This window comes from Saccharopolyspora sp. NFXS83, assembly GCF_026241095.1.
GTDB lineage: Bacteria > Actinomycetota > Actinomycetes > Mycobacteriales > Pseudonocardiaceae > Saccharopolyspora_C.
Map to the genome: position 1 here is coordinate 1 of NZ_JAPFGB010000004.1, position 21,840 is coordinate 21,840.

Here is a 21,840-nt window from a genome sequence, read left to right on the forward strand (position 1 = left end):
TGCGATGTTTCAAACTCTAGCAGGCCCGATTTTCGGCCGTTTCAGGGGGGTCAACCTCGCGGTCACCCGCACCCCGGAACAGCCAGCACCCCGGCTCTTTTAGAGTTTGTCAATCCAAACCCTAACAGAACCGAATTTCGACCGCTCCAGGGGGGCCAACCTCACGGTCACCCACACCCCAACCAGTCAAAAACCGACCTACATTTAGAGTTTTGCATTCGAGTCACCCACTCTACCAGGACTAACTGGGAGCTTGGTTCGTGACCCCGCCGCGCCCGGTCCGTTTGTTTTCGGCCCGTTCCGCGCTGACTTGGAATAAGTTACGCGCCGACCGACTCAAAGTCAAGTCAGCCTCCAGTAGGACCGGAAGGAGGTAAACCAGCAGGTCACCCGCCGTTTCCGGCCCTACGAACAGGCTAGTACAGCACCTTGATCCCTGCAGTGTGACGCTTGCCACGTCGAATGACCGCCCAGCGGCCGTGCAACAGGTCCTCCTTCGACACGGACCACGTCTCATCTGCGATTTTGGTGTTGTTGACGTAGGCGCCACCCTCGTTGACGGTGCGCCTAGCGGCCCCGCGGCCCTGCGCGAGACCTGCTTCGACGAGCAGGTCGACGATGGTCGGCTCGTCGGACAGGCGCACTTCGCCGGTGGGGACCTCGGCCATCACGGCGTCCAGCGTCGTCTGGTCCAGCTCGGCGAAGTCGCCGCGGCCGAACAGGGCCTGGCTGGCGGCGATGACCTGATCGGTCTGCTCCTGCCCGTGGACCAGGGTCGTGAGCTCCTCGGCGAGCTTGCGCTGGCCGGCGCGCTGCTGCGGGCGCTCGGCGGTGGTGCGTTCCAGCTCCTCGATCTCCTCGTGGCCGAGGAACGTGAACAGGCGCAGGTACTTGCCCACGTCGGCGTCAGAGGAGTTCACGAAGTACTGGTACCAGGCGTAGGGCGAGGTCAGCTCGGGATCGAGCCACACGTTGCCGCCGCCGGTGGACTTGCCGAACTTGCGACCCTCCGCGTCGGTGACAAGGGGGAGGGTGAGGGCGTGGCCGGTGGCGTTCTCCTGGCGGCGCAGCAGGTCCACGCCGGCGACGATGTTGCCCCACTGATCGGAGCCGCCGAGCTGCAACCGGGTGCCGTGCCTGCGGTAGAGCTGCACGAAGTCGTTGGCCTGCAACAGCATGTAGCTGAACTCGGTGTACGACAGGCCGTCGCCCTCCAGGCGGCGCTTGACCGTCTCCCTGGACAGCATCGTGTTGATGGAGAAGTGCTTGCCGACTTCGCGGAGGAACTCGGTGACCGGGAGCTGCGCGGTCCAGTCCGCGTTGTCGGCCACCAGCGCGCCCGTCGAGGATTCCGGAGCGCCGTCGGGGACGAAGTCCACGAACTTCGCGAGCTGGTGCCCGATGCGCCCTGTCCACTCCCGCACGGTGTCGACGTCGTGCAGGTTCCGCTCTCCGGTGTCGCGCGGGTCGCCGATCAGACCGGTCGCGCCGCCGGAGAGCACCACCGGGCGGTGGCCGGCGAGCTGGAAGCGCCGCAGCGTCAGCAGCGGGATCAGGTGCCCGGCGTGCAGGCTCGGCGCGGTCGGGTCGAAGCCCGCGTAGAGAGTGAGCGGGCCGGAATCCAGGTCTGAACGCAGCGCGTCTAGGTCGGTGGATTGCGCGATCAGGCCGCGCCAGGACAGCTCGTCAAGGATGTGCTCGCTCACGCGAACAGTCTGGCGCATCCCTGCAACCGGTTTTATGCCTGGTCCCGGCTCCGGCGGCGACCGCCTCTCCGGTACGGACTGACCGAGGGGGAACCGTCGATCCAGGATCGCCACGGCAGATCGACGGCCGTGGCGACGCCGACCCGCGGGCCGGTCCGGACGTCGTCCTCGTCGACATCGGTGCCGGCGAACAAGCGGACCGGCGAGTCGGCGGCGGTGAGGTCGATGCCGTTGTCCTCACCGGTGATGCCCAGCACGCCTGCTAAGCGCGCCGGACCGCTGGCCAGCTGCGCGTCCTTGCGCACGGCGGGACGGCGCCGCCTGGCCAGCTCGGTCCCTTCGAGGACTTCGCCCCCGCGCAGCAGCACCGCGCCCGGGGTGCCGTCTTCGGTGCACACCACGTTGATGCAGAAGTGCATGCCGTAGACGAAGTAGACGTAGAGGTGGCCCGCCGGACCGAACATCACGGCGTTGCGCTGGGTCATGCCGCGGTAGCAGTGCGAGGCGGGGTCGTCGCCGCCTCGGTAGGCCTCGACCTCGACGAGCTTGACCCGCACGTCGCCCTCCGGGTGGCTCGACCGCAGCTCGCAGCCGAGCAGGCGGCGGGCCACCCAGAGGGGGTCGTGTGCGAGGTCCTCGCGCTTGAGCTGGCTCACGGGCGGAACAGTACCGACCGACCGCGAGACGTCCTCACGCCGTCAGCCAGGCACGATGATCGCGGATCGCCTCGAACACCCGGTCACGCTGCTCGTTCACACGATCGGGTGCGGTTCCGCCGTGGGAGTCCCGAGAGGCGATGGAGCCGGGCACGGTCAGCACCTCGCGGACCGCGGGGGTGAGCGCCGGGTGCGCGGCGGCGAGTTCCTCGTCGGTGAGGTCGTCGAGGCCGACGTCGCGGGACTCGGCGGTGCGCACGCACTCCCCCGACGCCTCGTGCGCCACGCGGAACGGGACGCCTTGGCGCACCAGCCACTCGGCGATGTCGGTGGCCAGGGTGAAGCCTGCTGGGGCGAGTTCGGCGAGCCGCTCGGTGTGGAAGGTGAGCGTGCCCAGCATTCCGGCCATCGCCGGGAGCAGGAGGTCGAGCTGCTCGACGGAGTCGAACACCGGCTCCTTGTCCTCCTGAAGGTCCCGGTTGTAGGCCAGGGGCTGCGCCTTGAGGGTCGCGAGCAGGCCGGTGAGGTTGCCGATCAGCCGTCCCGACTTGCCGCGGGCGAGTTCGGCGACGTCCGGGTTCTTCTTCTGCGGCATGATCGAGCTGCCGGTGGCCCAGGCGTCGTCGAGCGTGACGTAGCGGAACTCGGCGGTGTTCCAGATGATGACCTCTTCGGCGACGCGGGAGAGGTTCACCGCGAGCATGGCCAGGCAGAACGCGGATTCCGCGGCGAAGTCGCGGGAGGCGGTGCCGTCGATGGAGTTGTCCACCGCACCGCCGTCGAAGCCGAGCTCCGCGGCCACCGCCTGCGGGTCGAGGCCCAGCGAGGATCCGGCGAGCGCGCCCGAGCCGTACGGGGAGAACGCGGTGCGCGCGTCCCAGTCGCGCAACCGGCTCACGTCGCGCAGCAGCGCCTGGCAGTGCGCGAGCAGGTGGTGGCCGAGCAGCACCGGCTGGGCGTGCTGCAGGTGGGTGCGGCCGGGCAGCACCGCGTCCGGGTGCGCCTGGGCCTGGCCGGCGAGCGCGTCGACGACGTCGAGCACACCGGCGGCGACGCGGCGGGTGGCGTCGCGCAGCCACATCCGGAACAGGGTCGCGACCTGGTCGTTGCGGGAGCGGCCCGCGCGCAGCTTGCCGCCGAGGTCGGTGCCGACCCGCTCCAGCAGGCCGCGTTCGAGCGCGGTGTGCACGTCCTCGTCTTCGACGACGGGCTGGAACGCGCCGGATTCGACGTCGGCGGCCAGCACGTCGAGGCCCTGGTGCATCCGGTCGAGCTCGTCGGCGGTGAGCAGGCCCGCCTGGTGCAGCACGCGGGCGTGGGCGCGGGAACCGGCGATGTCGTAGGGCGCCAGCCGCCAGTCGAAGTGGGTGGACAGGCTGAGCGCGGCCATGGCCTCGGCCGGGCCGGAGGCGAAGCGGCCGCCCCACAGTTTGGTGGGCTCGCTGCCTTGCTGGGTCACGATGTCTTCCTCATCTTGCGTCGTCAGGTGGTGGTGTTCGGGTCCCGCCGGTTCGCGGCGTCGCCGTCGTCGGGGTTCTCGATGCCGTCCGGCGGTGGCATCCGCTCGCCGGAGGCCATGTTGGTGAACCGCTCGGCCAGGTCGAGGCCGGTGAGCGGTTCCCTGGCGAGGACCATGACGGTGTCGTCGCCCGCGATGGAGCCGACCGCTTCCAGGAGGGCGGCGCGGTCGATCGCGCTGGCCAGGAACTGCGCCGCGCCCGGCGGGGTGCGCAGCACGGTGAGGTTGCCCGAGCCGTCGGCCGAGACGAGCAGTTCGGCCAGCAACCGGCTCAGTCTCGTCGTGCCACCTTGCACCCCGCGGACGGGGCTGCCGTCTTCGGGGATGACGTAGACCGCCGCTCCCCCGTCGGGTCCGCGCAGCTTCACCGCGCCCAGTTCGTCGAGGTCGCGCGACAGCGTGGCCTGGGTGACGTCGATGCCGTCGCCCGCCAGCAGCTTCGCGAGCTCGGTCTGGCTGCGGATGCCCATCGTCGAGACGAGCTCGACGATGCGCGCCTGCCGGGCCGCCCTGGTGGTCATGACCGCTGCACCAGCCAGGCGAGCAGGGCCTTCTGCGCGTGCAGCCGGTTCTCGGCCTCGTCGAACACGGCGCTGGCTGGACCGTCGAGCACCTCGTCGGTGACCTCCCAGCCGCGGTGCGCGGGCAGGCAGTGCAGCACGCTGGTGTCGACGCCGGTCGCGGCGAGCAGCTCGGTGTTGATCTGGAACGGGCGGAACGGGCTGACGCGGTCCTTGCCGTCGTTCTCCTGGCCCATGGAGGTCCAGGAGTCGGTGACGAGCACGTCGGCTCCGTCGACGGCGGCGCGGGCGTCGTGGTGCACCCGGACGGAGCCGCCGGTCTCGGCTGCCCGCTTGCCCGCCGCTTCGAGCACCCACGGCGCCGGGGCGAAGCCTTCGGGGGCGCCGACGCGGACGTGCATCCCGGCGGTGACGCCGCCGATGAGCAGCGAGTGGGCCATGTTGTTCGCGCCGTCGCCGAGGTAGGTGAGGGTGCGGCCGGGCAGTTCGCCGTGGCGTTCCCGGACGGTCTGCAGGTCGGCGAGGACCTGGCAGGGGTGGAACTCGTCGGTGAGCGCGTTGACGACGGGCACCGCGGAGACGCCGGCCATCGCCTCGATGCGGGCTTGGGCGAAGGTGCGCCAGACGACGGCGTCGACGTAGCGGGACAGCACGCGCGAGGTGTCCTCGATGGTCTCCTCGCGGCCGAGCTGCATCATGCGGCCGTCGACCACGATCGGCTGACCGCCGAGCTGGTGGATGCCGACTTCGAAGGACAGCCGGGTGCGGGTGGAGTTCTTCTCGAAGATCACCGCGATGGAGCGGCCTTCGAGGGAGCGGTCCGCGAGCCGGTCGGTCTTGAACCGGGCTGCGAGGTCCAGGATCTCGGTCTGCTCCTGCGGGCTCAGGTCGTCGTCGCGCAGAAAATGCCGGAGTGTCACGGGGTCACCTCCGTGGCTTCGTGGTGGTGGGGCGGGTTCGGGTCAGCCGAGCAGGGCGGGCAGGTCGGTCAGCAACCGGCGGGCCTGGTCGGTGGTGAGCACCAGCGCCGGGCTGAGCCGGAGCACGTCCGGTTGCACGGCGTTGATGAGGTATCCGGCGTCCTGGGCCGCCGCGGCGGTGGCGGCGGCGACAGGTTCGGTGAGGCGGATCGCCAGCAGCAGTCCTTGGCCGCGCACTTCGGCGATCAGCGGGTGCCCGAGGTCGCGGAGGCCGTCGGCGATCAGTTCGCCGACCGCCTCGACGTGGTCGAGCAATCCGTCGGCCGCGATGGTGTCGAGGACGGCGAGCGAGGCTGCGCACGCGACGGGGTTACCGCCGAAGGTGGTGCCGTGCTGGCCGGGTTGCAGCAGTTCGCCCGCATCGCCGATGCCGATGCAGGCACCGAGGGAGAGACCGCCGCCGAGTCCCTTGGCGAGGGTGATGACGTCGGGTTCGATGCCGTCGCGCTGGAAGGCGAACCAGTGCCCGGTGCGGCCGATGCCGGTCTGCACCTCATCGATGACCAGCAGCGCGCCGTGCCTGCTGGTGATCTCGCGGGCGGCCCTCAGGTAGCCCTCGGGCGGGACGATGACGCCGTTCTCGCCTTGCACGGGTTCGAGCACGAGCGCCGCCGTGGAGTCGTCCACGACGGACTCGAGCGCGGCCACGTCGCCGTAGGCGACGTGCTCGACTCCGGCGGGCATCGGGGCGAACGGTTCCTGCTTCGCGGGCTGGCCGGTGAGCGCCAGCGCACCCATGGTCCGGCCGTGGAAGCCGCCTTCGGTGGCGACGATCTTGAGCCGCCCGGTCCGCCGGGCGATCTTGAACGCGGCCTCGTTGGCCTCGGCACCGGAGTTGCAGAACAGCACGCGTCCGCGCCCGGTGAACCCGGAGAGGTCGAGCAGCCGCTCGGCCAGCTTCAGGCCCGGGTCGTGGGCGTAGAAGTTGGAGACGTGCCCGAGGGTGCCGATCTGCTCGGTCACCGCCTCGACCACGGCCGGATGGGCGTGGCCGAGGGCGTTGACGGCGATGCCGCCGACGAAGTCGAGGTAGGTCTTGCCGTCGGCGTCGGTGACCTCGCAGCCGGAGCCGCTGGTCAAGGTGAGCTTCGGGGTGCCGTAGTTGCCCATCATGGACGCCTGCCAGCGCTGCGCCCCGGTGGTGTTGGTGGTCATGCGTTCTCGTCTTCCTTCCCCGGCAGCACCATCGTTCCGACGCCGGCGCTGGTGAACACTTCGAGCAGCACCGAGTGCGCGAGCCTGCCGTCGATGACGTGCGCTCGCGGCACGCCGCCGCGCACGGCGCGCAGGCACGCCTCCATCTTCGGCACCATCCCGGAGGCCAGTCCGGGCAGCAGCTCTTCGAGCTGGTCGGCGTCGAGCCGGGACACCAGCGAGGAGCGGTCGGGCCAGTCGGTGTAGAGGCCTTCGACGTCGGTGAGCACGACGAGCTTCTCCGCGCCGAGCGCCACGGCGAGCGCTCCGGCGGCGGTGTCGGCGTTGACGTTGTGCACCACGCCGTCGGCGTCGGGCGCGACGGTGGACACGACGGGGATGCGCCCGGCGCTGATCAGGTCGAGCACCGCATCCGGGTTGACGGCGACGACGTCGCCGACGAGGCCGACGTCCACGGGTTCGCCGTCGACGGTCGCGGTGCGGCGCGCGGCGGTGAACAGCTGCGCGTCCTCACCGGACATGCCCACGGCGTGCGGGCCGTGCTTGTTGATGAGGCCGACGAGTTCGCGCCCGACCTGGCCGACGAGCACCATCCGCACCACGTCGAGCGTTTCGGGCGTGGTGACGCGCAGACCGCCTCGGAATTCGCCGGTCATGCCGAGCCGGTCGAGCATCGAGGTGATCTGCGGTCCGCCGCCGTGCACGATGACGGGGTGCAGGCCCGCGAGCCGCAGGAACACCATGTCCTGCGCGAACGCGGCTTTGAGCTCGTCGTCGACCATGGCGTTGCCGCCGTACTTGATGACGACGGTGGCGCCGTGGAAGCGCTCCAGCCAGGGCAGTGCTTCGACGAGCACGCTGGCCTTCTCGGCGGCGGTGGCGAGCCGGTCGGCCGGGGTCCGTGTCATGAGGAGTACGCGCTGTTCTCTTCGACGTAGTCGTGCGACAGGTCGGTGGACAGGATGGTGGCCTCCTGGTCGCCGAGGTGCAGGTCCACGACGATCCGGATGTCGCGGCCGGTGAGGTCGGCTTCGCCGCGGTCGCGGTTGGGCAGTCCGCCCGCGAACAGCGAGACGTCGTTGGTGATGATCTCGACGCGGTTCACGTCGATCTCTGCCTTGGCCCGGCCGAGCGCCATCGCGATCCGGCCCCAGTTGGGGTCGGAGCCGAACAGCGCGGTCTTGACCAGGTTGTCCTCGGCGATGATCCGCCCGATGTGGACCGCGTCGTCCTCGGTGCGCGCGCCGCGCACGGTGATGTCGACGGCCTTGGTGGCGCCTTCGGCGTCTCCTTGGAGCTGGCGGACGAGGTCGGTGCTCACGGCGGTGAGGACGTCGGTCAGTTCTTCCGCGGTCGGTTCGACGCCGGAGGCTCCCGAAGCCAGCACCAGGACGGTGTCGTTGGTGGAGGTGCCGCCGTCGACGTCGAGCCGGTCGAAGGTGATGCGGGTGGCGGCGCGCAGCGCGGCGTCGAGCGTCTCGGGCGCGACGACGGCGTCGGTGGTGAGGACGCTGAGCATGGTCGCCATGTTCGGGGCCAGCATGCCCGCGCCCTTGGCGAATCCGCCGATGCTCCAACCGCTGCCGGTGGCGAGGGCCTGCTTGGCCTTGCTGTCGGTGGTCAGCACCGCCGTCGCCGCGTCGGTTCCGGCGGCTTCGGTGCCGGCCAGCGCCGCCGCCGCTCTGTCCACTCCGGACACGACCGCGGGCATCGGGAGCCGTTCGCCGATCAGCCCCGTGGAGCACACAGCGACGTCGATCGCGCCGACGCCGAGGACTTCGGCGACCTTCTCGGCGGTGGCGTGGGTGTCCTGGAAGCCTTCCGGCCCGGTGCAGGCGTTCGCGCCGCCGGAGTTGAGCACCACGGCGCGCAGGCTGCGTTCCTGCAGGACCTGCTGGGACCACAGCACCGGGGCCGCTTTGACCTTGTTGGTGGTGAAGACTCCGGCCGCGGTGTGCCGCGGGCCGTCGTTGACGATCAGGGCGAGGTCCTGGGCACCGCTCGCCTTGATCCCGGCGGGCACACCGGCCGCCCGGAATCCGGCGGGGGCTGTGACGCTCATGCGAGTTCCTCCGTGGTGTGGCCTGCGTTGATCGATGTGATCACGGGGCGATGCCCGCGAGCGGCAGTCCGGCGGTCTCGGGCAGGCCCTTGGCCAGGTTCATGCACTGCACGGCGCCGCCTGCGGTGCCCTTGGTGAGGTTGTCCTCGGCGCCGACGACCACGAGGCGGTTCGCGTCGGAGTCGATGGCGACTTGGAGGTGCACCGTGTTCGCGCCGAGCGTCGCGGAGGTCTGCGGCCAGGAGCCTTCGGGCAGCACGTGCACGAACGGCTCGTCGCCGTAGGCGTCCAGGTAGACCTTGCGAGCGGCGGGGACGTCGAGGTCGCCGCGCAGCGGGGCGCTGCAGGTGGCGAGGATGCCGCGCGACATGGGCGCGAGCACGGGCGTGAACGACACCGTCACGGGTTCGCCCGCGACGGCGCTGAGGTTCTGCACCATCTCCGGGGTGTGCCGGTGCGCACCGCCTACTCCGTAGGCGCTGGCCGAGCCCATGACCTCGGCGGAGAGCAGGTGCGGCTTGAGCGCGCGGCCCGCCCCGGAGGTGCCGGTCACGGCGACGACGACGGCGTCCGGTTCGACCAGGCCCGCCGCGAACGCGGGCGCCAAGGCCAGCGAGGAGACCGTCGGGAAGCAGCCCGGCACGGCGATCCGGCTGGCGGACAGCAGCTCCTCCCGCCCACCGGGGAGTTCCGGGATGCCGTAGGGCCAGGTGCCGGGGTGGTCGCCGCCGTACCAGCGGGTCCACGCCTCGGGGTCGTTGAGCCGGTGGTCGGCGCCGCAGTCGATGACCGTGGTGTCGTCGCCGAGTTCGGCGGCGAGCGCGGCGGAGTGCCCGTGCGGCAGCGCGAGGAAGACGACGTCGTGGCCGGAGAGCTCGGCCGCGTTGGTCTCGGTGAGTTCGCGGTCGGCCAGCGGCAGCAGGTTCGGGTGGTGCGCGCCCAGCTTGGTGCCCGCGTTGCCACCGGCGGTCAACGTTCCGATCTCGACCTCGGGGTGCGACAGCAGCAGGCGGAGGAGTTCTCCGCCCGCGTAGCCGCTCGCACCCGCCACTGCCACCCGAATCGTCATGCGGATGATTATGCATTCTCGTGCAACATCAATCAAGGACCGGTGCCGGCGCCGGCCCGAGAAGAAGCTTTGCGCGCAGCCGGATATCAGACGACCACGACGCGGCGCCCGCGCGCGTGACCGGCACGGCTGTCGATGTGCGCCGCCGCGGCCTCGGCGAGCGCGTACGACTTCTCGACCGGGATGTGGAGCTTTCCCCGCGAGATGAGGTCGACCGCTTCGGCGAGCGCTTCCGGCACGCTCCCGGCCACGCCGGAGAACCGGACACCGTGCTCCGGCGCACCGAGATCGGCGATGGAGATCACCTTGTGCGGGTCCCCGGTCAACTCGACGAGCTCGCGGATCACCCCAGAGCCGGCCAGATCGAGAGCCGCGTCGACACGGCCGAGCCGCCGCACCCGCTCGACCCAGCCCTCGCCGTACGTCTCGGCGACGGCACCCAGACTGCGCAGGTAGTCCTGGTTGGCGACCCCGGCCGTGCCGATCACCGCGATGCCGCGGTCACGGGCGATCTGCAGCACCGCCGATCCGACTCCCCCGGACGCGCCACTGACCAGCAGCGTCTGCCCGGACCGCACACCGACCTGGCGGATGATGCGCAGCGCGGTCTCCACCACCGAGGGATACCCGGCCGCCTCCTCGAACGTCAGCCCCTCGGGCAAGCGGGCCCAAGCCGACAGCACCGCGAATTCGGCGTAGGTGTTCGCGCCTTCGCCGAACACGTGGTCGCCCACCTCGACCCCTCCGACGCCCTCGCCGACCTCGTCCACCACCCCGGCGGCGTCCAGCCCGACACCGGAGGGCAACCCGATCGGGTGCGCGCCGAGGATCTGGCCTTCCCGGACTCGCCAGTCGACAGGGTTCACCCCTGCCGCTCGGACGGCGATGCGTACCTCACCTGGTCCCGCATGAGGTTCCTCGGTGTCCAGGAGCTGCAGTACTTCGGGGCCGCCGAACTCGGCGAAGATGACCTTCTTCATGCTGTCGTCCTCCATGCTCACGGCTGTGGGTGAGCGTGTGCTTGTTGTTTCCCTTGGCTGACTGCCGCGGTTGAGGGCACGCGACTGGTTCAGGTGGCGGGTGCGGTGGTGAGCATCCAGTGGCTGAAGGCGGCGTAGCGTTCAGCGGACTCGGCGGCGCCGTTGGCGTTTTCGACCGCGTCGGAGTGCTCGTACACCTTCTCGAACCGGGCACGACGGGCGCTTTCGTAGCGGGCGAGGGCCTTGGCGGTGTCGGACTCGTCGGCGAGTTCAGCGCGCAGCACTCCGGCGTCCTCGATGCCGAGAGTGCCGCCCGCCGCGATGTGCGGGGACAGGCCGTGTGCGGCGTCGCCGATCAGAGCGACCCGGGCCGTGGTCCAGTGCGACAGCTCGGGGGCGCGCATGATCTGGTTCTCGAGGATCGACTCCTCCGGAGTGGCGGCGATCATCTCCAGCAGCTCGTCGTGCCAGTCGGGCCCGGCCACGTTGCGGGCCCGCCGCAGTGCCCGTTCTCGTTTGCCGCCAACGAGTTCGCCCGCGTCGAACTGGCCGACCCACCACATGGTCTGGTCGTGGGCGACCCGGGTGTACCCACCTCGGGTCCGCTCGGGGCCGATCGTGACCATCGTGCCCTCCGGTCGCTCGTCGCCGGCGGGCAGCACCGCCCGCCAGGCGTAGTTGCCGATGTGCTCGACCGCCGCGCTGCCTGGCACCAAGGCGGCGCGCACGTCGGAGTACACCCCGTCCGCGCCGATCAGCAGGTCCGCCCGCAACGGCTCGGCGTCAGCGAGGTGCACCGCCACATGGGTGTCGTGTTCGGTGAAGCCGGTGACGTGTGCCCCCAGGCAGATCCGATCCCGGCCGACGGTGTCGGCGAGCAGGTTGTTCAGTTCCGGCCGCGGCACCATCAGGAACTGGTAGACGGCCGCGTCGTAGCCGGCCGCGCGGATCGGGCGTCCTGTCGGGTCGTAGAACCAGGCGTCGACGGGCGCGCCCGGGCCGCGCACGGCGTCCCCGATGCCGAGGGTGTCGAACTCCCGCAGCGCGTTGGGCCACAGACCGATGCCTGCCCCGGCGGCTCGCACCTCCGGCGCGTGTTCCAGCACGGTGACTTCGTGCCCGATCAGCCGCAACGAGGCCGCGGTTGTCAGTCCGACCAAACCCGCTCCGACGATCACCGTGTGCATCGTTCGTTCCCTTCGTCCTTCATCCAGTCGAATATAACCCTAACGGTTAGGATTAAACAACAGTTAGTGTTTTGTGCCTGATAGCATCAGCGGATGACCGCCCCGCCCGGACGCCGCGAGCGCAAGAAGGCCGCGACCCGCCAGAAGATCGCCGACGCCGCTCTGCGGCTCTTCCTGGAACGCGGATACGGCGCGGTGGGCATCCGGGACGTGGCCGCCGAGGCCGACGTGGCCGTCACCACGCTCTTCTCCCACTTCGCCTCGAAAGAGGCCTTGGTGTTCGAGCAGGACGAAGACTTCGAGCAACGGCTCACGCAGGCGGTCACCGGCCGGGCGGCGCACGAGCCGCTCATCCCCGCGCTGCGCCGCGAAATCCTGGCCCTGGTGCGGCATTGCACGGCGGAGGGCGCCGCCCCGATCTGGCGCATGGTCGACGAATCAGCTGCCCTGCGGGAGTACGAGGAGTCGATGAGGCTGCGCCACGCGGAGTCGCTGGCAACGGCCATCGCCGCCGACCTCGACCTGCCACCGGCCACGACGGCCTGCCGGACGATCGCGAAGTTCGCGATCGACGCCCATTCGCTGGCCCGTGAGGCGGCCGATCCGGAGGCCGCGGTGGACGAGATCTTCCGGATGATCGAGGCGGCCTGGGCCGTCACCCGGCCCTCTCGGCAATGAGCGGGAGACCGCTCCTCCGGAAAAGGCGTCTGCCGCGGGTCAGCGAGTTCCGCTGGACCAAATCGGCTGAGAGCTGGCAGAGCTGGACCAAGTCCGGTCAGAGCCACACCAGCCGGACGTCGCGAATCAGCGCGAACATCTCCAAAGTCGACTCGGCGGAGTCCGCGTTGCCGAGCATGCCGTGCGGGCTAGCGAACACCGCACCCGGATCGTCGCTGCCGGGAACGCGCTGGGCGGTGAAGTCCAGGCCCCACACGCACACCTCGGCGTCCACGACCTCGCCGTCCTCGTGGATCAGTTCGTAGAGCGCGAACGGGCGCGGGCACACGCCTTCGGCCAGCTCCCGCAACAACTCCGCCTCGCCATCGCCGTGCATCACCGCTCCGTTCGCCCGGGGTTCTGTACCGGTGAAGCTATTAGGAATGATTCTGATCGTCATTTACACGACCAGGTGATCCACAAATGCCGCCCGAGCTGTGACGATGATCCGCATGCCGACGACCGCTGACCCGCGCATGCTCCGCATCCAGCTCGGAATCGAACTGCGTCGCCTACGAGAGGAAGCCGACCGCAGCACGTTCGAAGCGGCCGATGTGCTGGGCTGCAAGCAACCGAAGATGAGCAAGATCGAAGGCGGCAGCCAGGGCATCAAACCCGAGGAAGTGGTGCAGCTGCTGGACTTCTACGGCGCGCCCGCGAAGCAGCGACGGTACCTCGCTGATGTCGCCGAGCAAGCCGCCAAGCGCAACCGGCCGAAGAAGTACCACCGCGACGCCGTACCCGACTGGTTCCAGCGGTTCCTGGCGCTGGAGAGCGCGGCTACGGAGATCCGGCTGTACGAGATGGAGACCATCACCGGCCTGCTCCAGACGGCGGATTACGCGCGCTCGACGATCCAGGCTTGGGAACCTGCCGCTGATCCGCGCCTGATCGAACAGCAAGTCCGGACTCGCATGCAGCGCCAAGTCGTGCTCAAGAGCAAGAGTCGGTTGCGCTCGCTCGACGTCGTTCTCAGTGAGGCAGCACTGCGCCGCGTGCAAGGCAGTAGCGAGATCATGCAAGCTCAGCTGTCTCACTTGCTCGAACTGTCGGAGCGCCCGAGCGTGGCGATCCGGGTGCTGCCGTTCACCGCACCGAACCGGATCACTGTGCTGTCATCGTTCATCCTGCTTCACCTTGGCGCGCAACAACTCTCGTCGGTGTACCTAGAAGACGTACTCGGTGCGACCTACCTTTGGGAGCCGGACGAGTACACCCGTTACAGCATGACGCTCGACCGATTGCAGGCAGCTGCACTTCCGATCGAAGAATCTCGGGACCTGATCGCTAAGGTGAGATCTGCACACATCTGAGCGGTCAGAAGAGGCGGCATGTCTTACCCAGACTTCTCCACAGCACTTTGGCGCAAGTCCAGCCGCAGCGGCTCCAATGGTGGTGCATGCATCGAGGTGGCGTTCGCCCCGTCTGATGCCGTGTGGCAGAAGTCCAGCCAAAGCAGCTCTAGTGGCGGCCAGTGCATCGAGGTCGCCGTGCAGCCCTCCATCGTCGGGTTACGCGACTCGAAGGACTGCGACGGCCCGATGCTCGCCGTCGGGCGCGGCACCTTCGAGTCGTTCCTGCGGGCGGTCAAATCCGGGCGCATGTGACCCTTCGCGAGGATCGTCCGAAACGAGGACTGCCGGTCACTTCGCGCTGCTAGGGTCCCTCCCCGCGAGGAGGGGGCACAGTGGGGTACGAGGTCGTGACCAGGGAGCTGGAGACGTCGGCGAAAGCCGCGCGGGCCGCTGCCGAACAAGCCAGGTCGGTGCGGCTCCAAGCCGCCACCGACAAGATCACCCAAGCGCTGCCCGGCTCGACCTCGGCGCCCGCCGCCGGACGAACCGGGAACAGCTGGCGCGGCACGCTCGACACGTGGAACCGCGACACCGAGCACTACGCGGACTCGCTGGACAAGAGCGCCTCGGACTACGCCGCGCAAGAAGGCGACGCCGCCGCCGAGCTCAACGCCTCCCAGGGCGGTGGCTCCTGATGGTGAGCATCGGCGACCTCCGCCGCTGGAACCCCGACCTCCTCGACGACGCGATCGACGACTTGAAGCGGGAGCAGGATCGGCTGGTCCGCTTGGACGACGAGCTGGCGAGTTCCGGCAGGCCGAAGGAGTGGCACGGCAAGGCCGCCGACTCCGCGACCGCCGAGCACAGCGAGCTCGGCGAACGCATGCGGGAACTCGTCGTCGAGGTGTCCACGGTGCGCAGCGCGGCCATCCCCACCGTCGACGAGATCCGGGCGGTGCAGGACCAGCTCACCGAACTCGACGGCCTGGCGCGGGCGTACAACTTCCGCATCGGCGACGACGGGAAGGTGGAAGACCTCGGCACTCCCCCGGACACCCCCGCCGACGAGGTCAGCAGCGTTGACGAGAACCGCTACCGCCGGATCCGTCCCGACCTGGTCGAACGCGTCCAGCAGATCCTGAAGCGGGCGGCGGACGCCGATGCCGAACTGGCCAAGGTCCTCGGCGACGCCGACAAGGACCTGATGGACACGCGCGGTGCCAAAAACCTCGCCGACGCCGCAGCTCTCGGTGACGCGCGCGGTCTCGGCGAAACGATCGAACCGCCGCCTCCCGGTGACCCGGCGAAGAACGCCGACTGGTGGAAGTCCCTGCCCGCAGAGACGAAATCCGCACTCGCCGCCGCTCCCCCGGCCTGGCTCGGCGGTATGGACGGCATTCCCGCGACCGTCCGCAACACCGCCAACGTCAACCGCATCGACGACGAACGCAGCACGCTGCAAGCGGAGGCTGCGCGGTTGCAGGGCAAGGCGAACAAGCGGTACCCCGGCCCCGGTGGCGACGTGGTCCAGAGCAAGTACCAGCGCGAACTGGATCAGGTCAACGCCAAGCTGACCTCGTTGGACAAGGTGGAGACGGTCCTGGAGCGAGGAGATCGGCAACTCCTGGTGCTCGACACCTCCGGCGAGCGCACCAAGGCGGCCGTCGGTATCGGAGACGTCGACACCGCCGATCACGTCAGCGTGTTCACGCCGGGGATGGACAGCAGCGTCGAAGGCGGAAGCCTGGGCGACTACGACCGGACCATGGACATGCTGGCCCAGGATGCGCAGTCGCAGTCCGACCAGTACGGCGACGGTGGTGAGGTCGCGACGGTGACCTGGCTCGGCTACGAAGCGCCTCAGTTGTCCGAAACCCTCGATCCGAATGATTCGGTGGCGAGCTCCGCGCCCGCCAAGCGCGGTGCCGAAGATCTAGCCGATTTCTACCGGGGCATCAACGAATCCCGGACCGACGACCCGAACCTGGTAGCGATGGGCCACTCTTACGGATCCACCACCACGGGATACGCGCTGCAAGAGGAGGGAACCGGAGTCGACGCTGCGCTCACCCTGGGGTCTCCCGGGGTGGGAACGCCGTCGGTCAACCAGATCAACGTGCCCGAAGACCGGTTCTACAACCTCGAATCGGGCGGAGACGCTGTCGCCGACTTCGGACGCTTCGGCGGTGATCCGTCGTGGAAACCGGGGATCGACGACCTGTCGACCGAGGACGCCGTCGCGCCGGACGGGCAACGTCTCAAGGAGTCGAGCGGGCACGGCACAGGTGGGCCGACCGGCTACCTCACCAGAGGAAACACCAGCCAGTACAACGCCAGCGTCATCGCGGCCGGGATTCCGGACCGCGCGGTGAACAGCTGGGGATGACCGACCGAGAGCGGGGACCGACCATGAAGCGCTTCGCAATCCTGGCGGCGCTCACCCTGAGCCTCACCGGATGCGGCGGCGGCGAGTTGGGGCCGGAGTACGGAGGAAGCATGGAAGAGCAGCGCGCCGAACTCATGAGCAGGCCCAGCATGGAGGAAGCCAGCGCTCGCTACCTGGAGATGCAAGACCGCATCCGCGATGAGCTCGGCGCGGCCTTCCCCTGGATCCAATGGGAACAGAGCCGCGAGCTCCATCGCGCCGGATGCTCCGATTTCGACGCCTTCACCGACACCGGCGAGAGCAAAACCCTCGGCGTCTGGCGCGCCGAAGGCAACATCCCCGACCCCGAGTGGCCCCGCGCCGAGCAGATCGTCGCCCAGGTCAGTGCCGAATACGGCTTCACACCACCGGAAACCGTCGTCAGCCGCCCTTCCGACCACCAAGTCGTCGGAAGCGACCGCTACGGCGCCGGTTACCGCTTCGGCACCGCCAAGCGCACCGTCCTCTCCGGCTCCACCGGCTGCCACCTCCCCCAGGCCGAGAAGGACAAGCTCGCCCAGCAGCCTCAGTAAAACGAGCAGGCGCCGCCGCGGTGGTGCGGCGACGCCTGCCCTTCGGGTTGGTCAGCGGAGCGGTTCGGGGGTGGTCAGCGGAGCGGGTTGAACGGGCGGAGCTGGTCGGGCTGCTTGCCGGTGACGATCTGCTCCGACAGCAGCTGCCCGGTGAGCGGCCCGAGGGTGAGGCCCCACATTCCGTGCCCACCCGCGACGAACACGTCGGGCATGCCGGTGGCGCCGATCAGGGGCAGGCCGTCGGGGGTGACGGGACGGCCGCCGACCCAGTCGTCCCGGCGGTCCTCCCAGGACACGCCGCGCAGCAGCGGCTTCGCGGAGCGTTCGATCGCGGCGATGCGCTCCGGGTAGAGCTTGGCGTCCGGGGAGCGGAACTCCATCGTCCCGGCCACGCGCAGTCCGCCCTGGTACGGGGTGCAGGCGACGCGCACGGCGGGCAGGTAGATGGGGCCGGGCACCGGTTCCTCGGTGGGGACGGTGAACGAATATCCGCGGCCCGCGCGCACGGCGGTGCGCACGCCCAGCGGCTTCGCGAGCGAGCTCAGCCACGCGCCGGTGGCGAGCACGACCGAATCGGCCGTCACGCGCTCGTCGCCGGAGCGCACGACCGTGCGGCCCTGCTCGCGCGTCACCTCGTCGACGGTGAAGCCGCTGCGGATGACGCCGCCGCGCGCCTCGACGGACCGCGCCAAGGAGCGGACGAATTCGCCGGGATCGACGTAGCGCTGGCCTTCGATGCGCAGCACCGCCTCGATGTGGGAGGACAGCTGCGGCACGCCCGCCTCGGCGACCGAGGAGTCCACGACCCGCACGTCCTGACCGGACTCGCGGATCAGGTCGAACTCGCGGCGCAGGTCGGCGACCTGCTCGGCCTTCTCGAACGCGGCGGTGATCGGGGCGGCCTTGGTCGGCGCCTCCACCCCACCGGCGGTGAGCGCGTCGAACGCGTCCAGGCACTCGTTGTTCATCGGCACGAACGGCTGCATCGACCGGCGCCACGACCGCATGTTGCAGTGCGCGGCGAACTTCGCCAGGAACGCCCACAGCTGCGGGTCCACGCGGGCGGGCACGTACAGCGGGGCGTTGCGGTCCAGCAGCGAGCGCAGGCCGTAGCGCAGCACGCTCGGCTCGGGCAGCGGGATGGAGAACGCGGGGGCCAGGTAGCCCGCGTTGCCCCAGGACGAACCGGCGGCCACGCCGTCGCGGTCGACGACGGTGACCTGCACACCGTGCTCCTGCAGGAACCACGCCGTGGACAACCCGACGGCGCCCGCCCCGGCGACCACCACGTGCCGCGGGGTCTGGTCGTTGCCGGCCATCTTCGCCCTCCTCAGATCGGTTGGGTCCGAGTGTGACGGCCAGTGACCGCTCGACGATTGTCGGTTCGGCACAATCTCGCCACCGACGATTGGCGGATCCGCACTAGTCGATGAGCAGCGCGATGATGAGGGCGAGACGTTCGTCCGGATCGTCCAGGTCGAGGCGGGTCACCTCGGCCATCTTGCGCATCCGGTACCGCACGGTGTTCGCGTGCACGCCCAGCCGGTTCGCCGCCGCCCCCGGATCTCCTTGGCAGCGCAACCATTCCCGCAGCGTGGCGGCGTAGCGGGTGCCGTTCTCGGCGTCGTGGCGGCGCAGGTCCCACACCGGGCCGCGGGACGGGACGCGACCGCTGGAAGCCGCGTTGCGGACCCGGCGCAGCAGGATCTCGTGCCACGCCTGCTCGTAGCCGACGATCTCCCGACCGCCCTCCACGGCGAGGCACTCATCGGCTTCCTGCCTGCTCAGCGGCAGCTCCAACGGCTCGGCCACACCGCCCACCCCGGCCCGCAGCCGCACGTCGGCGGGCATGTTCCGCAGCAGACCCCGGAACCACCGCTCACCCGTTTCGCCATCGGGCAGCACGGTGTAGACGGTGTTCGCGAACAGCGCGCTGCGCCCCGGCCGCGCCCAGCCGAAACCTGCGGTGGCGCGCTCGAACGCGATCAGCACGGCCGCGTCCTGCGCCTCCTCGGCCTGCATCGCGACCACCCGGAAACCGCTCCCGCGCAACCCGAGCCTGCTCAGCACCGCGGGCGCGTCGGCCTGCCCCTCCAGCAGGCCGATCACCAGGTCCGATTCGATCTGGCGCTCCAGGTCGGCGCTGGCCCGCGCCCGCAGCAGGTGCAGCGACGCCGTGCGAGCGCCCGCGCGCAACGCCGCCGAGCGCTCCTCGTCCAGCGGCTCCGTCACCTCGACCCAGATCGACCCGAGTAGTTCCCGCCCCGCGCGGACCGCGATGAGCGCGCGGCCGTGGAACTCCTGCTCGGGCATCGGCTCGGCGAAGAACGGTTCACCGGAGGAGGCCAGGTGCGCGTACACGCCGCGCGCGGTGAGCTCGGCGCGGATGTCCGCGGGCACCCGCCTGCCCAGGATCGTGGCGAGCCGGGCGCGGTCGGCGGACTCCTGCCTGCTCGAGTACGCCAGCACGCCAGCATGCTGATCTTCGATCGTGACGGGGCCGCCGACGGACGCCGCCAACGCGTCGGCCAGCGCGAACAGGTCGGTCGGCCCCCGCCCCGCCTCAGTCTCGCGACCTTCGAGCACCAGCCCGTACACCACCGCCGCCAGCTGCCCCCAGGACACGTCGGGGTCGATCCGCACCACCGCGACACCGCGCTCGCGAGCCACGGCCAGCTCCTGCTCGTCCACTTCGCGCAGCAGCACGACCGCGGCCGGGGTCTCGGCGAGCACCGCTCCGATGGACTCGATGCCGACGGCCAGCAGCACCTCCTCGGCACCCGCGGGATCGTGCAGCGCGACACCGCGCAGCTCCACGTCCCGCCCGCGCGGCGCGATGCACAACCTCGCGCCGTAGCCGCCGAGGACGTTGATCAGCCGATCGAGTTTGACCATCAGCGAATCCCGGAGGCGGAGCGGAGGTGGCGTGGCACCCCGGCAGGTTCTCACGATCGCGGGTTCGCGGTGCCGGCCAGCACCGAAAAGGTCGAACGGGACGAATACCGGAAGCGCTAGGGTGGTCGAACACCACCGCGCTCGATCTCCTCGGAAAGGTGCTCCATGGGCTCCGCCTCATCACCTCGCACCGACCCGGCGAGCGCGCCCGCGCCGACGCCGGACGCGTTCGCCGCCGGGGTCGTGCTCATCACCGGCATCCAGGCCGCGGGCAAGTCGACCGTGGCGCAGCTGCTCGCGGAACGGCTGCCGAACTCGGTGCACCTGCGCGGCGATCTGTTCCGCCGCATGATCGTGAACGGTCGGCAGGACATGACACCGGACCCGACCGACGCGGCGACCGGCCAGCTCCGGTTGCGCCACCGGCTCACCGCGCAGAGCTGCGAGCAGTACACCGCCGCCGGATTCACCGTGATCGCCCAGGACGTGGTGCTCGGCGAACACCTCAGCGAGATCGCGCGGGAGATCCGCACCCGCCCGCTCTACGTCGTCGTGCTCGCGCCGCAGACCGCCGCCATCGCCGAGCGCGAAGCGGAGCGGGACAAGGCGGCCTACGACGAGTGGACCGTGCACGCCCTCGACGCGGTGCTGCGCGAAGACACCCCGCGACTCGGCCTCTGGCTCGACACCTCCGAGCAGACCCCGGAGGAGACGGTCGAGGACATCCTCCGCCGCGCCCCCACCGAAGCCGCGGTGTGACCGGACGTCAGCAGAAACCGCGGTGGACGCGCTGCGCGTCGGTGGACGCGGAGCGGGCGAAGTCGGTGAAGTCCATGTTCGCGATCTCCAGGTTCGTGTGCATCTCGCTGACCGCCTCCGGCACGAGGCGGAACTCGCGGCCGTAGGACATCTCCTCCTCGTAGTCGTCCTCGTCCTCGGCGTCCTCGCGGGTCAACGTCGACACCGCCAGCAACGGGTGCTCACCGCGCATCGTCTCGGCGTCGGCCAAGAAGACGACGGCGGGCTTGTTCTCCCCCTGCACCGCCGCCAGCACGTCGTCCGGGCCCGCGCCGATGAACGCGGGATCGTCGACGAACTGGTTGCTCGAATCGAATTCGCCGTCGCCCCAAGGGATGTCGAGCAGCCCCACGACCTCGGTCCACGCGGTGTCGTCGGAGAAATCCACGCGCACGACCAGCGCGTCGAACTCGTCCTGCTCGGATCGGTTGATCAACATGGCGCGAGTATGCACCGGCGCACCGACAATCCCGATCACGGCGGAGCCGGAAGCGTTCGCCCGGCGTTTCGGCGGCGCACTAGGTTGCCGGGGTGGAGCTGTTCTCACTCACCTGGACGGCGTTGCGCACGGCCGTCGCCGAACTCGCCGACGAGGACTTCGCGCGGCCCTCAGGCTGCACCGGCTGGCTCGTGCGGGACCTGGCGTGCCACCTGGTCATCGACGCGCAGGACGTCTTGATCACCCTCGCGGCACCCGTGGACGAGGCAGCGACGCGGGATGCGGCGACCTATTGGGACGCCTCCGATTCGCCGCCGACCGGAGACGACCCGCTGGACGCGCTGACCGTCCGGCTAGCCGCCGCCTACCAGGAGCCGTGGCTGCTCCAGTTCCACCTGGACGACGTCGGCTCCGCCGCGGACCGCGCCGCCGCACTCGTCCCGCACGCCGCGTCAGCACCCGCGGCGGGGTGCTCACCACGGCCGACTACCTGTCCGCGTACGTCCTCGAGTGGACTCCACCTAGACCTGATCGCGCACCTGCCCGGTGCCGCGGACCCGCCCACCGCGAGCCTCGCCGCCTCCCGCGCGCTGCTGGCGCGCATCGCCGGAGCCACGTTCCCCACGTCGTTCTCGCACCGCGACGCGCTGCTGATCGGTACCGGACGACGCGAACCGACCGACGCCGAACGAACCGCCGTGGGAGCCCTCGCCAGACGGGTACCGCTCATCCTCGGGTGACGCGGTGCTTTCTTGCCGCATCCCGATTCGTCGGTGGGACCGGACATCCGCACCGCCGTCGCCCCCGGAGGGCACCCGGGTCGTTCGGGAGAGGTCGTCTGATTCCGGGTCGTCTCGGTGGTACGCGAGGTGGGCGCGAAGTCAAGCGTGACGGAACTGGCAA

Annotated in this window: 23 protein-coding genes; 8 read left to right on the forward strand and 15 right to left on the reverse strand. The window is 70.1% G+C overall.

Features of this window, described 5'->3' with window-relative positions:
- Window positions 1-416: 416 nt before the first annotated feature.
- From tyrS to OOZ19_RS05395, 11 genes are all read right to left on the reverse strand, one after another.
- Complete coding sequence (tyrS, locus tag OOZ19_RS05345) at window positions 417-1,706, reverse strand: tyrosine--tRNA ligase (RefSeq protein WP_266088872.1); 1,290 nt, start codon at window positions 1,704-1,706, stop codon at window positions 417-419.
- 32 nt (window positions 1,707-1,738) lie between these two features.
- Complete coding sequence (locus OOZ19_RS05350; protein WP_266088873.1) at window positions 1,739-2,362, reverse strand: DNA-3-methyladenine glycosylase; 624 nt, start codon at window positions 2,360-2,362, stop codon at window positions 1,739-1,741.
- 34 nt (window positions 2,363-2,396) lie between these two features.
- Complete coding sequence (argH, locus tag OOZ19_RS05355; protein ID WP_266088874.1) at window positions 2,397-3,821, reverse strand: argininosuccinate lyase; 1,425 nt, start codon at window positions 3,819-3,821, stop codon at window positions 2,397-2,399.
- A gap of 23 nt (window positions 3,822-3,844) precedes the next feature.
- Window positions 3,845-4,402, reverse strand: a complete 558-nt coding sequence (locus OOZ19_RS05360; protein WP_266088875.1) for an arginine repressor — start codon at window positions 4,400-4,402, stop codon at window positions 3,845-3,847.
- The gene (gene argF, locus OOZ19_RS05365; RefSeq protein WP_266088876.1) at window positions 4,399-5,322 is read right to left on the reverse strand and encodes an ornithine carbamoyltransferase; all 924 of its coding nucleotides are present in this window, start codon (window positions 5,320-5,322) and stop codon (window positions 4,399-4,401) included. The genes OOZ19_RS05360 and argF overlap by 4 nt, the downstream gene beginning before the upstream one ends.
- 42 nt (window positions 5,323-5,364) lie before the next feature.
- Window positions 5,365-6,537 (reverse strand): acetylornithine transaminase, encoded by a 1,173-nt coding sequence (locus OOZ19_RS05370; RefSeq protein ID WP_266088877.1) that lies wholly within the window; start codon window positions 6,535-6,537, stop codon window positions 5,365-5,367.
- Entirely contained in the window at window positions 6,534-7,445 is a 912-nt protein-coding gene (gene argB, locus OOZ19_RS05375) for an acetylglutamate kinase (RefSeq protein ID WP_266088878.1), read from the reverse strand. The genes OOZ19_RS05370 and argB overlap by 4 nt, the downstream gene beginning before the upstream one ends.
- Window positions 7,442-8,599, reverse strand: a complete 1,158-nt coding sequence (argJ, locus tag OOZ19_RS05380; protein WP_266088879.1) for a bifunctional glutamate N-acetyltransferase/amino-acid acetyltransferase ArgJ — start codon at window positions 8,597-8,599, stop codon at window positions 7,442-7,444. The genes argB and argJ overlap by 4 nt, the downstream gene beginning before the upstream one ends.
- Window positions 8,600-8,639: 40 nt before the next feature.
- The gene (gene argC, locus OOZ19_RS05385) at window positions 8,640-9,668 is read right to left on the reverse strand and encodes an N-acetyl-gamma-glutamyl-phosphate reductase (RefSeq protein WP_266088880.1); all 1,029 of its coding nucleotides are present in this window, start codon (window positions 9,666-9,668) and stop codon (window positions 8,640-8,642) included.
- 86 nt (window positions 9,669-9,754) lie between these two features.
- Window positions 9,755-10,648, reverse strand: a complete 894-nt coding sequence (locus OOZ19_RS05390) for an NADP-dependent oxidoreductase (protein ID WP_266088881.1) — start codon at window positions 10,646-10,648, stop codon at window positions 9,755-9,757.
- A gap of 89 nt (window positions 10,649-10,737) precedes the next feature.
- Complete coding sequence (locus OOZ19_RS05395; protein ID WP_266088882.1) at window positions 10,738-11,835, reverse strand: FAD-dependent monooxygenase; 1,098 nt, start codon at window positions 11,833-11,835, stop codon at window positions 10,738-10,740.
- A gap of 93 nt (window positions 11,836-11,928) precedes the next feature.
- On the opposite strand from OOZ19_RS05395, the gene OOZ19_RS05400 reads away from it, so the two are divergent.
- Window positions 11,929-12,513 (forward strand): TetR/AcrR family transcriptional regulator, encoded by a 585-nt coding sequence (locus tag OOZ19_RS05400; RefSeq protein WP_266088883.1) that lies wholly within the window; start codon window positions 11,929-11,931, stop codon window positions 12,511-12,513.
- A gap of 97 nt (window positions 12,514-12,610) precedes the next feature.
- Here OOZ19_RS05400 and OOZ19_RS05405 read toward each other — a convergent pair whose 3' ends face one another.
- Window positions 12,611-12,889 carry a hypothetical protein gene (locus OOZ19_RS05405; RefSeq protein ID WP_266088884.1) on the reverse strand — a complete coding sequence of 93 codons (279 nt, stop codon included), beginning with the start codon at window positions 12,887-12,889 and terminating at the stop codon, window positions 12,611-12,613.
- Between the two features lie 115 nt (window positions 12,890-13,004).
- On the opposite strand from OOZ19_RS05405, the gene OOZ19_RS05410 reads away from it, so the two are divergent.
- From OOZ19_RS05410 to OOZ19_RS05430, 5 genes are all read left to right on the forward strand, one after another.
- The gene (locus OOZ19_RS05410) at window positions 13,005-13,865 is read left to right on the forward strand and encodes a helix-turn-helix domain-containing protein (RefSeq protein ID WP_266088885.1); all 861 of its coding nucleotides are present in this window, start codon (window positions 13,005-13,007) and stop codon (window positions 13,863-13,865) included.
- Window positions 13,866-13,883: 18 nt separating this feature from the next.
- Window positions 13,884-14,159, forward strand: coding sequence for a DUF397 domain-containing protein (locus OOZ19_RS05415; RefSeq protein ID WP_266088886.1), 276 nt, complete (start codon window positions 13,884-13,886; stop codon window positions 14,157-14,159).
- A gap of 80 nt (window positions 14,160-14,239) precedes the next feature.
- Window positions 14,240-14,542 carry a hypothetical protein gene (locus tag OOZ19_RS05420; protein ID WP_266088887.1) on the forward strand — a complete coding sequence of 101 codons (303 nt, stop codon included), beginning with the start codon at window positions 14,240-14,242 and terminating at the stop codon, window positions 14,540-14,542.
- On the forward strand, window positions 14,542-16,233 hold the full coding sequence (locus tag OOZ19_RS05425; protein ID WP_266088888.1) for an alpha/beta hydrolase: 1,692 nt from the start codon (window positions 14,542-14,544) through the stop codon (window positions 16,231-16,233). Before OOZ19_RS05420 ends, OOZ19_RS05425 begins: the two co-directional genes overlap by 1 nt.
- A 23-nt stretch (window positions 16,234-16,256) precedes the next feature.
- Complete coding sequence (locus tag OOZ19_RS05430; protein WP_266088889.1) at window positions 16,257-16,805, forward strand: LppA family lipoprotein; 549 nt, start codon at window positions 16,257-16,259, stop codon at window positions 16,803-16,805.
- A gap of 74 nt (window positions 16,806-16,879) precedes the next feature.
- Here OOZ19_RS05430 and OOZ19_RS05435 read toward each other — a convergent pair whose 3' ends face one another.
- Together OOZ19_RS05435 and OOZ19_RS05440 are read right to left on the reverse strand one after the other, a co-directional pair.
- Window positions 16,880-18,124: an NAD(P)/FAD-dependent oxidoreductase gene (locus OOZ19_RS05435; RefSeq protein ID WP_266088890.1), complete on the reverse strand. Its 1,245-nt coding sequence runs from the start codon at window positions 18,122-18,124 to the stop codon at window positions 16,880-16,882.
- Window positions 18,125-18,227: 103 nt separating this feature from the next.
- Entirely contained in the window at window positions 18,228-19,700 is a 1,473-nt protein-coding gene (locus OOZ19_RS05440; protein ID WP_266088891.1) for a PucR family transcriptional regulator, read from the reverse strand.
- 165 nt (window positions 19,701-19,865) lie between these two features.
- On the opposite strand from OOZ19_RS05440, the gene OOZ19_RS05445 reads away from it, so the two are divergent.
- Window positions 19,866-20,459 (forward strand): AAA family ATPase, encoded by a 594-nt coding sequence (locus OOZ19_RS05445; RefSeq protein WP_266088892.1) that lies wholly within the window; start codon window positions 19,866-19,868, stop codon window positions 20,457-20,459.
- A 7-nt stretch (window positions 20,460-20,466) separates the two neighbouring features.
- Here the strand turns inward: OOZ19_RS05445 and OOZ19_RS05450 are convergent, their stop codons facing one another.
- The gene (locus OOZ19_RS05450) at window positions 20,467-20,937 is read right to left on the reverse strand and encodes a DUF6924 domain-containing protein (protein ID WP_266088893.1); all 471 of its coding nucleotides are present in this window, start codon (window positions 20,935-20,937) and stop codon (window positions 20,467-20,469) included.
- Between the two features lie 92 nt (window positions 20,938-21,029).
- On the opposite strand from OOZ19_RS05450, the gene OOZ19_RS05455 reads away from it, so the two are divergent.
- On the forward strand, window positions 21,030-21,677 hold the full coding sequence (locus OOZ19_RS05455) for a maleylpyruvate isomerase N-terminal domain-containing protein (protein WP_266088894.1): 648 nt from the start codon (window positions 21,030-21,032) through the stop codon (window positions 21,675-21,677).
- Window positions 21,678-21,840: the final 163 nt, after the last annotated feature.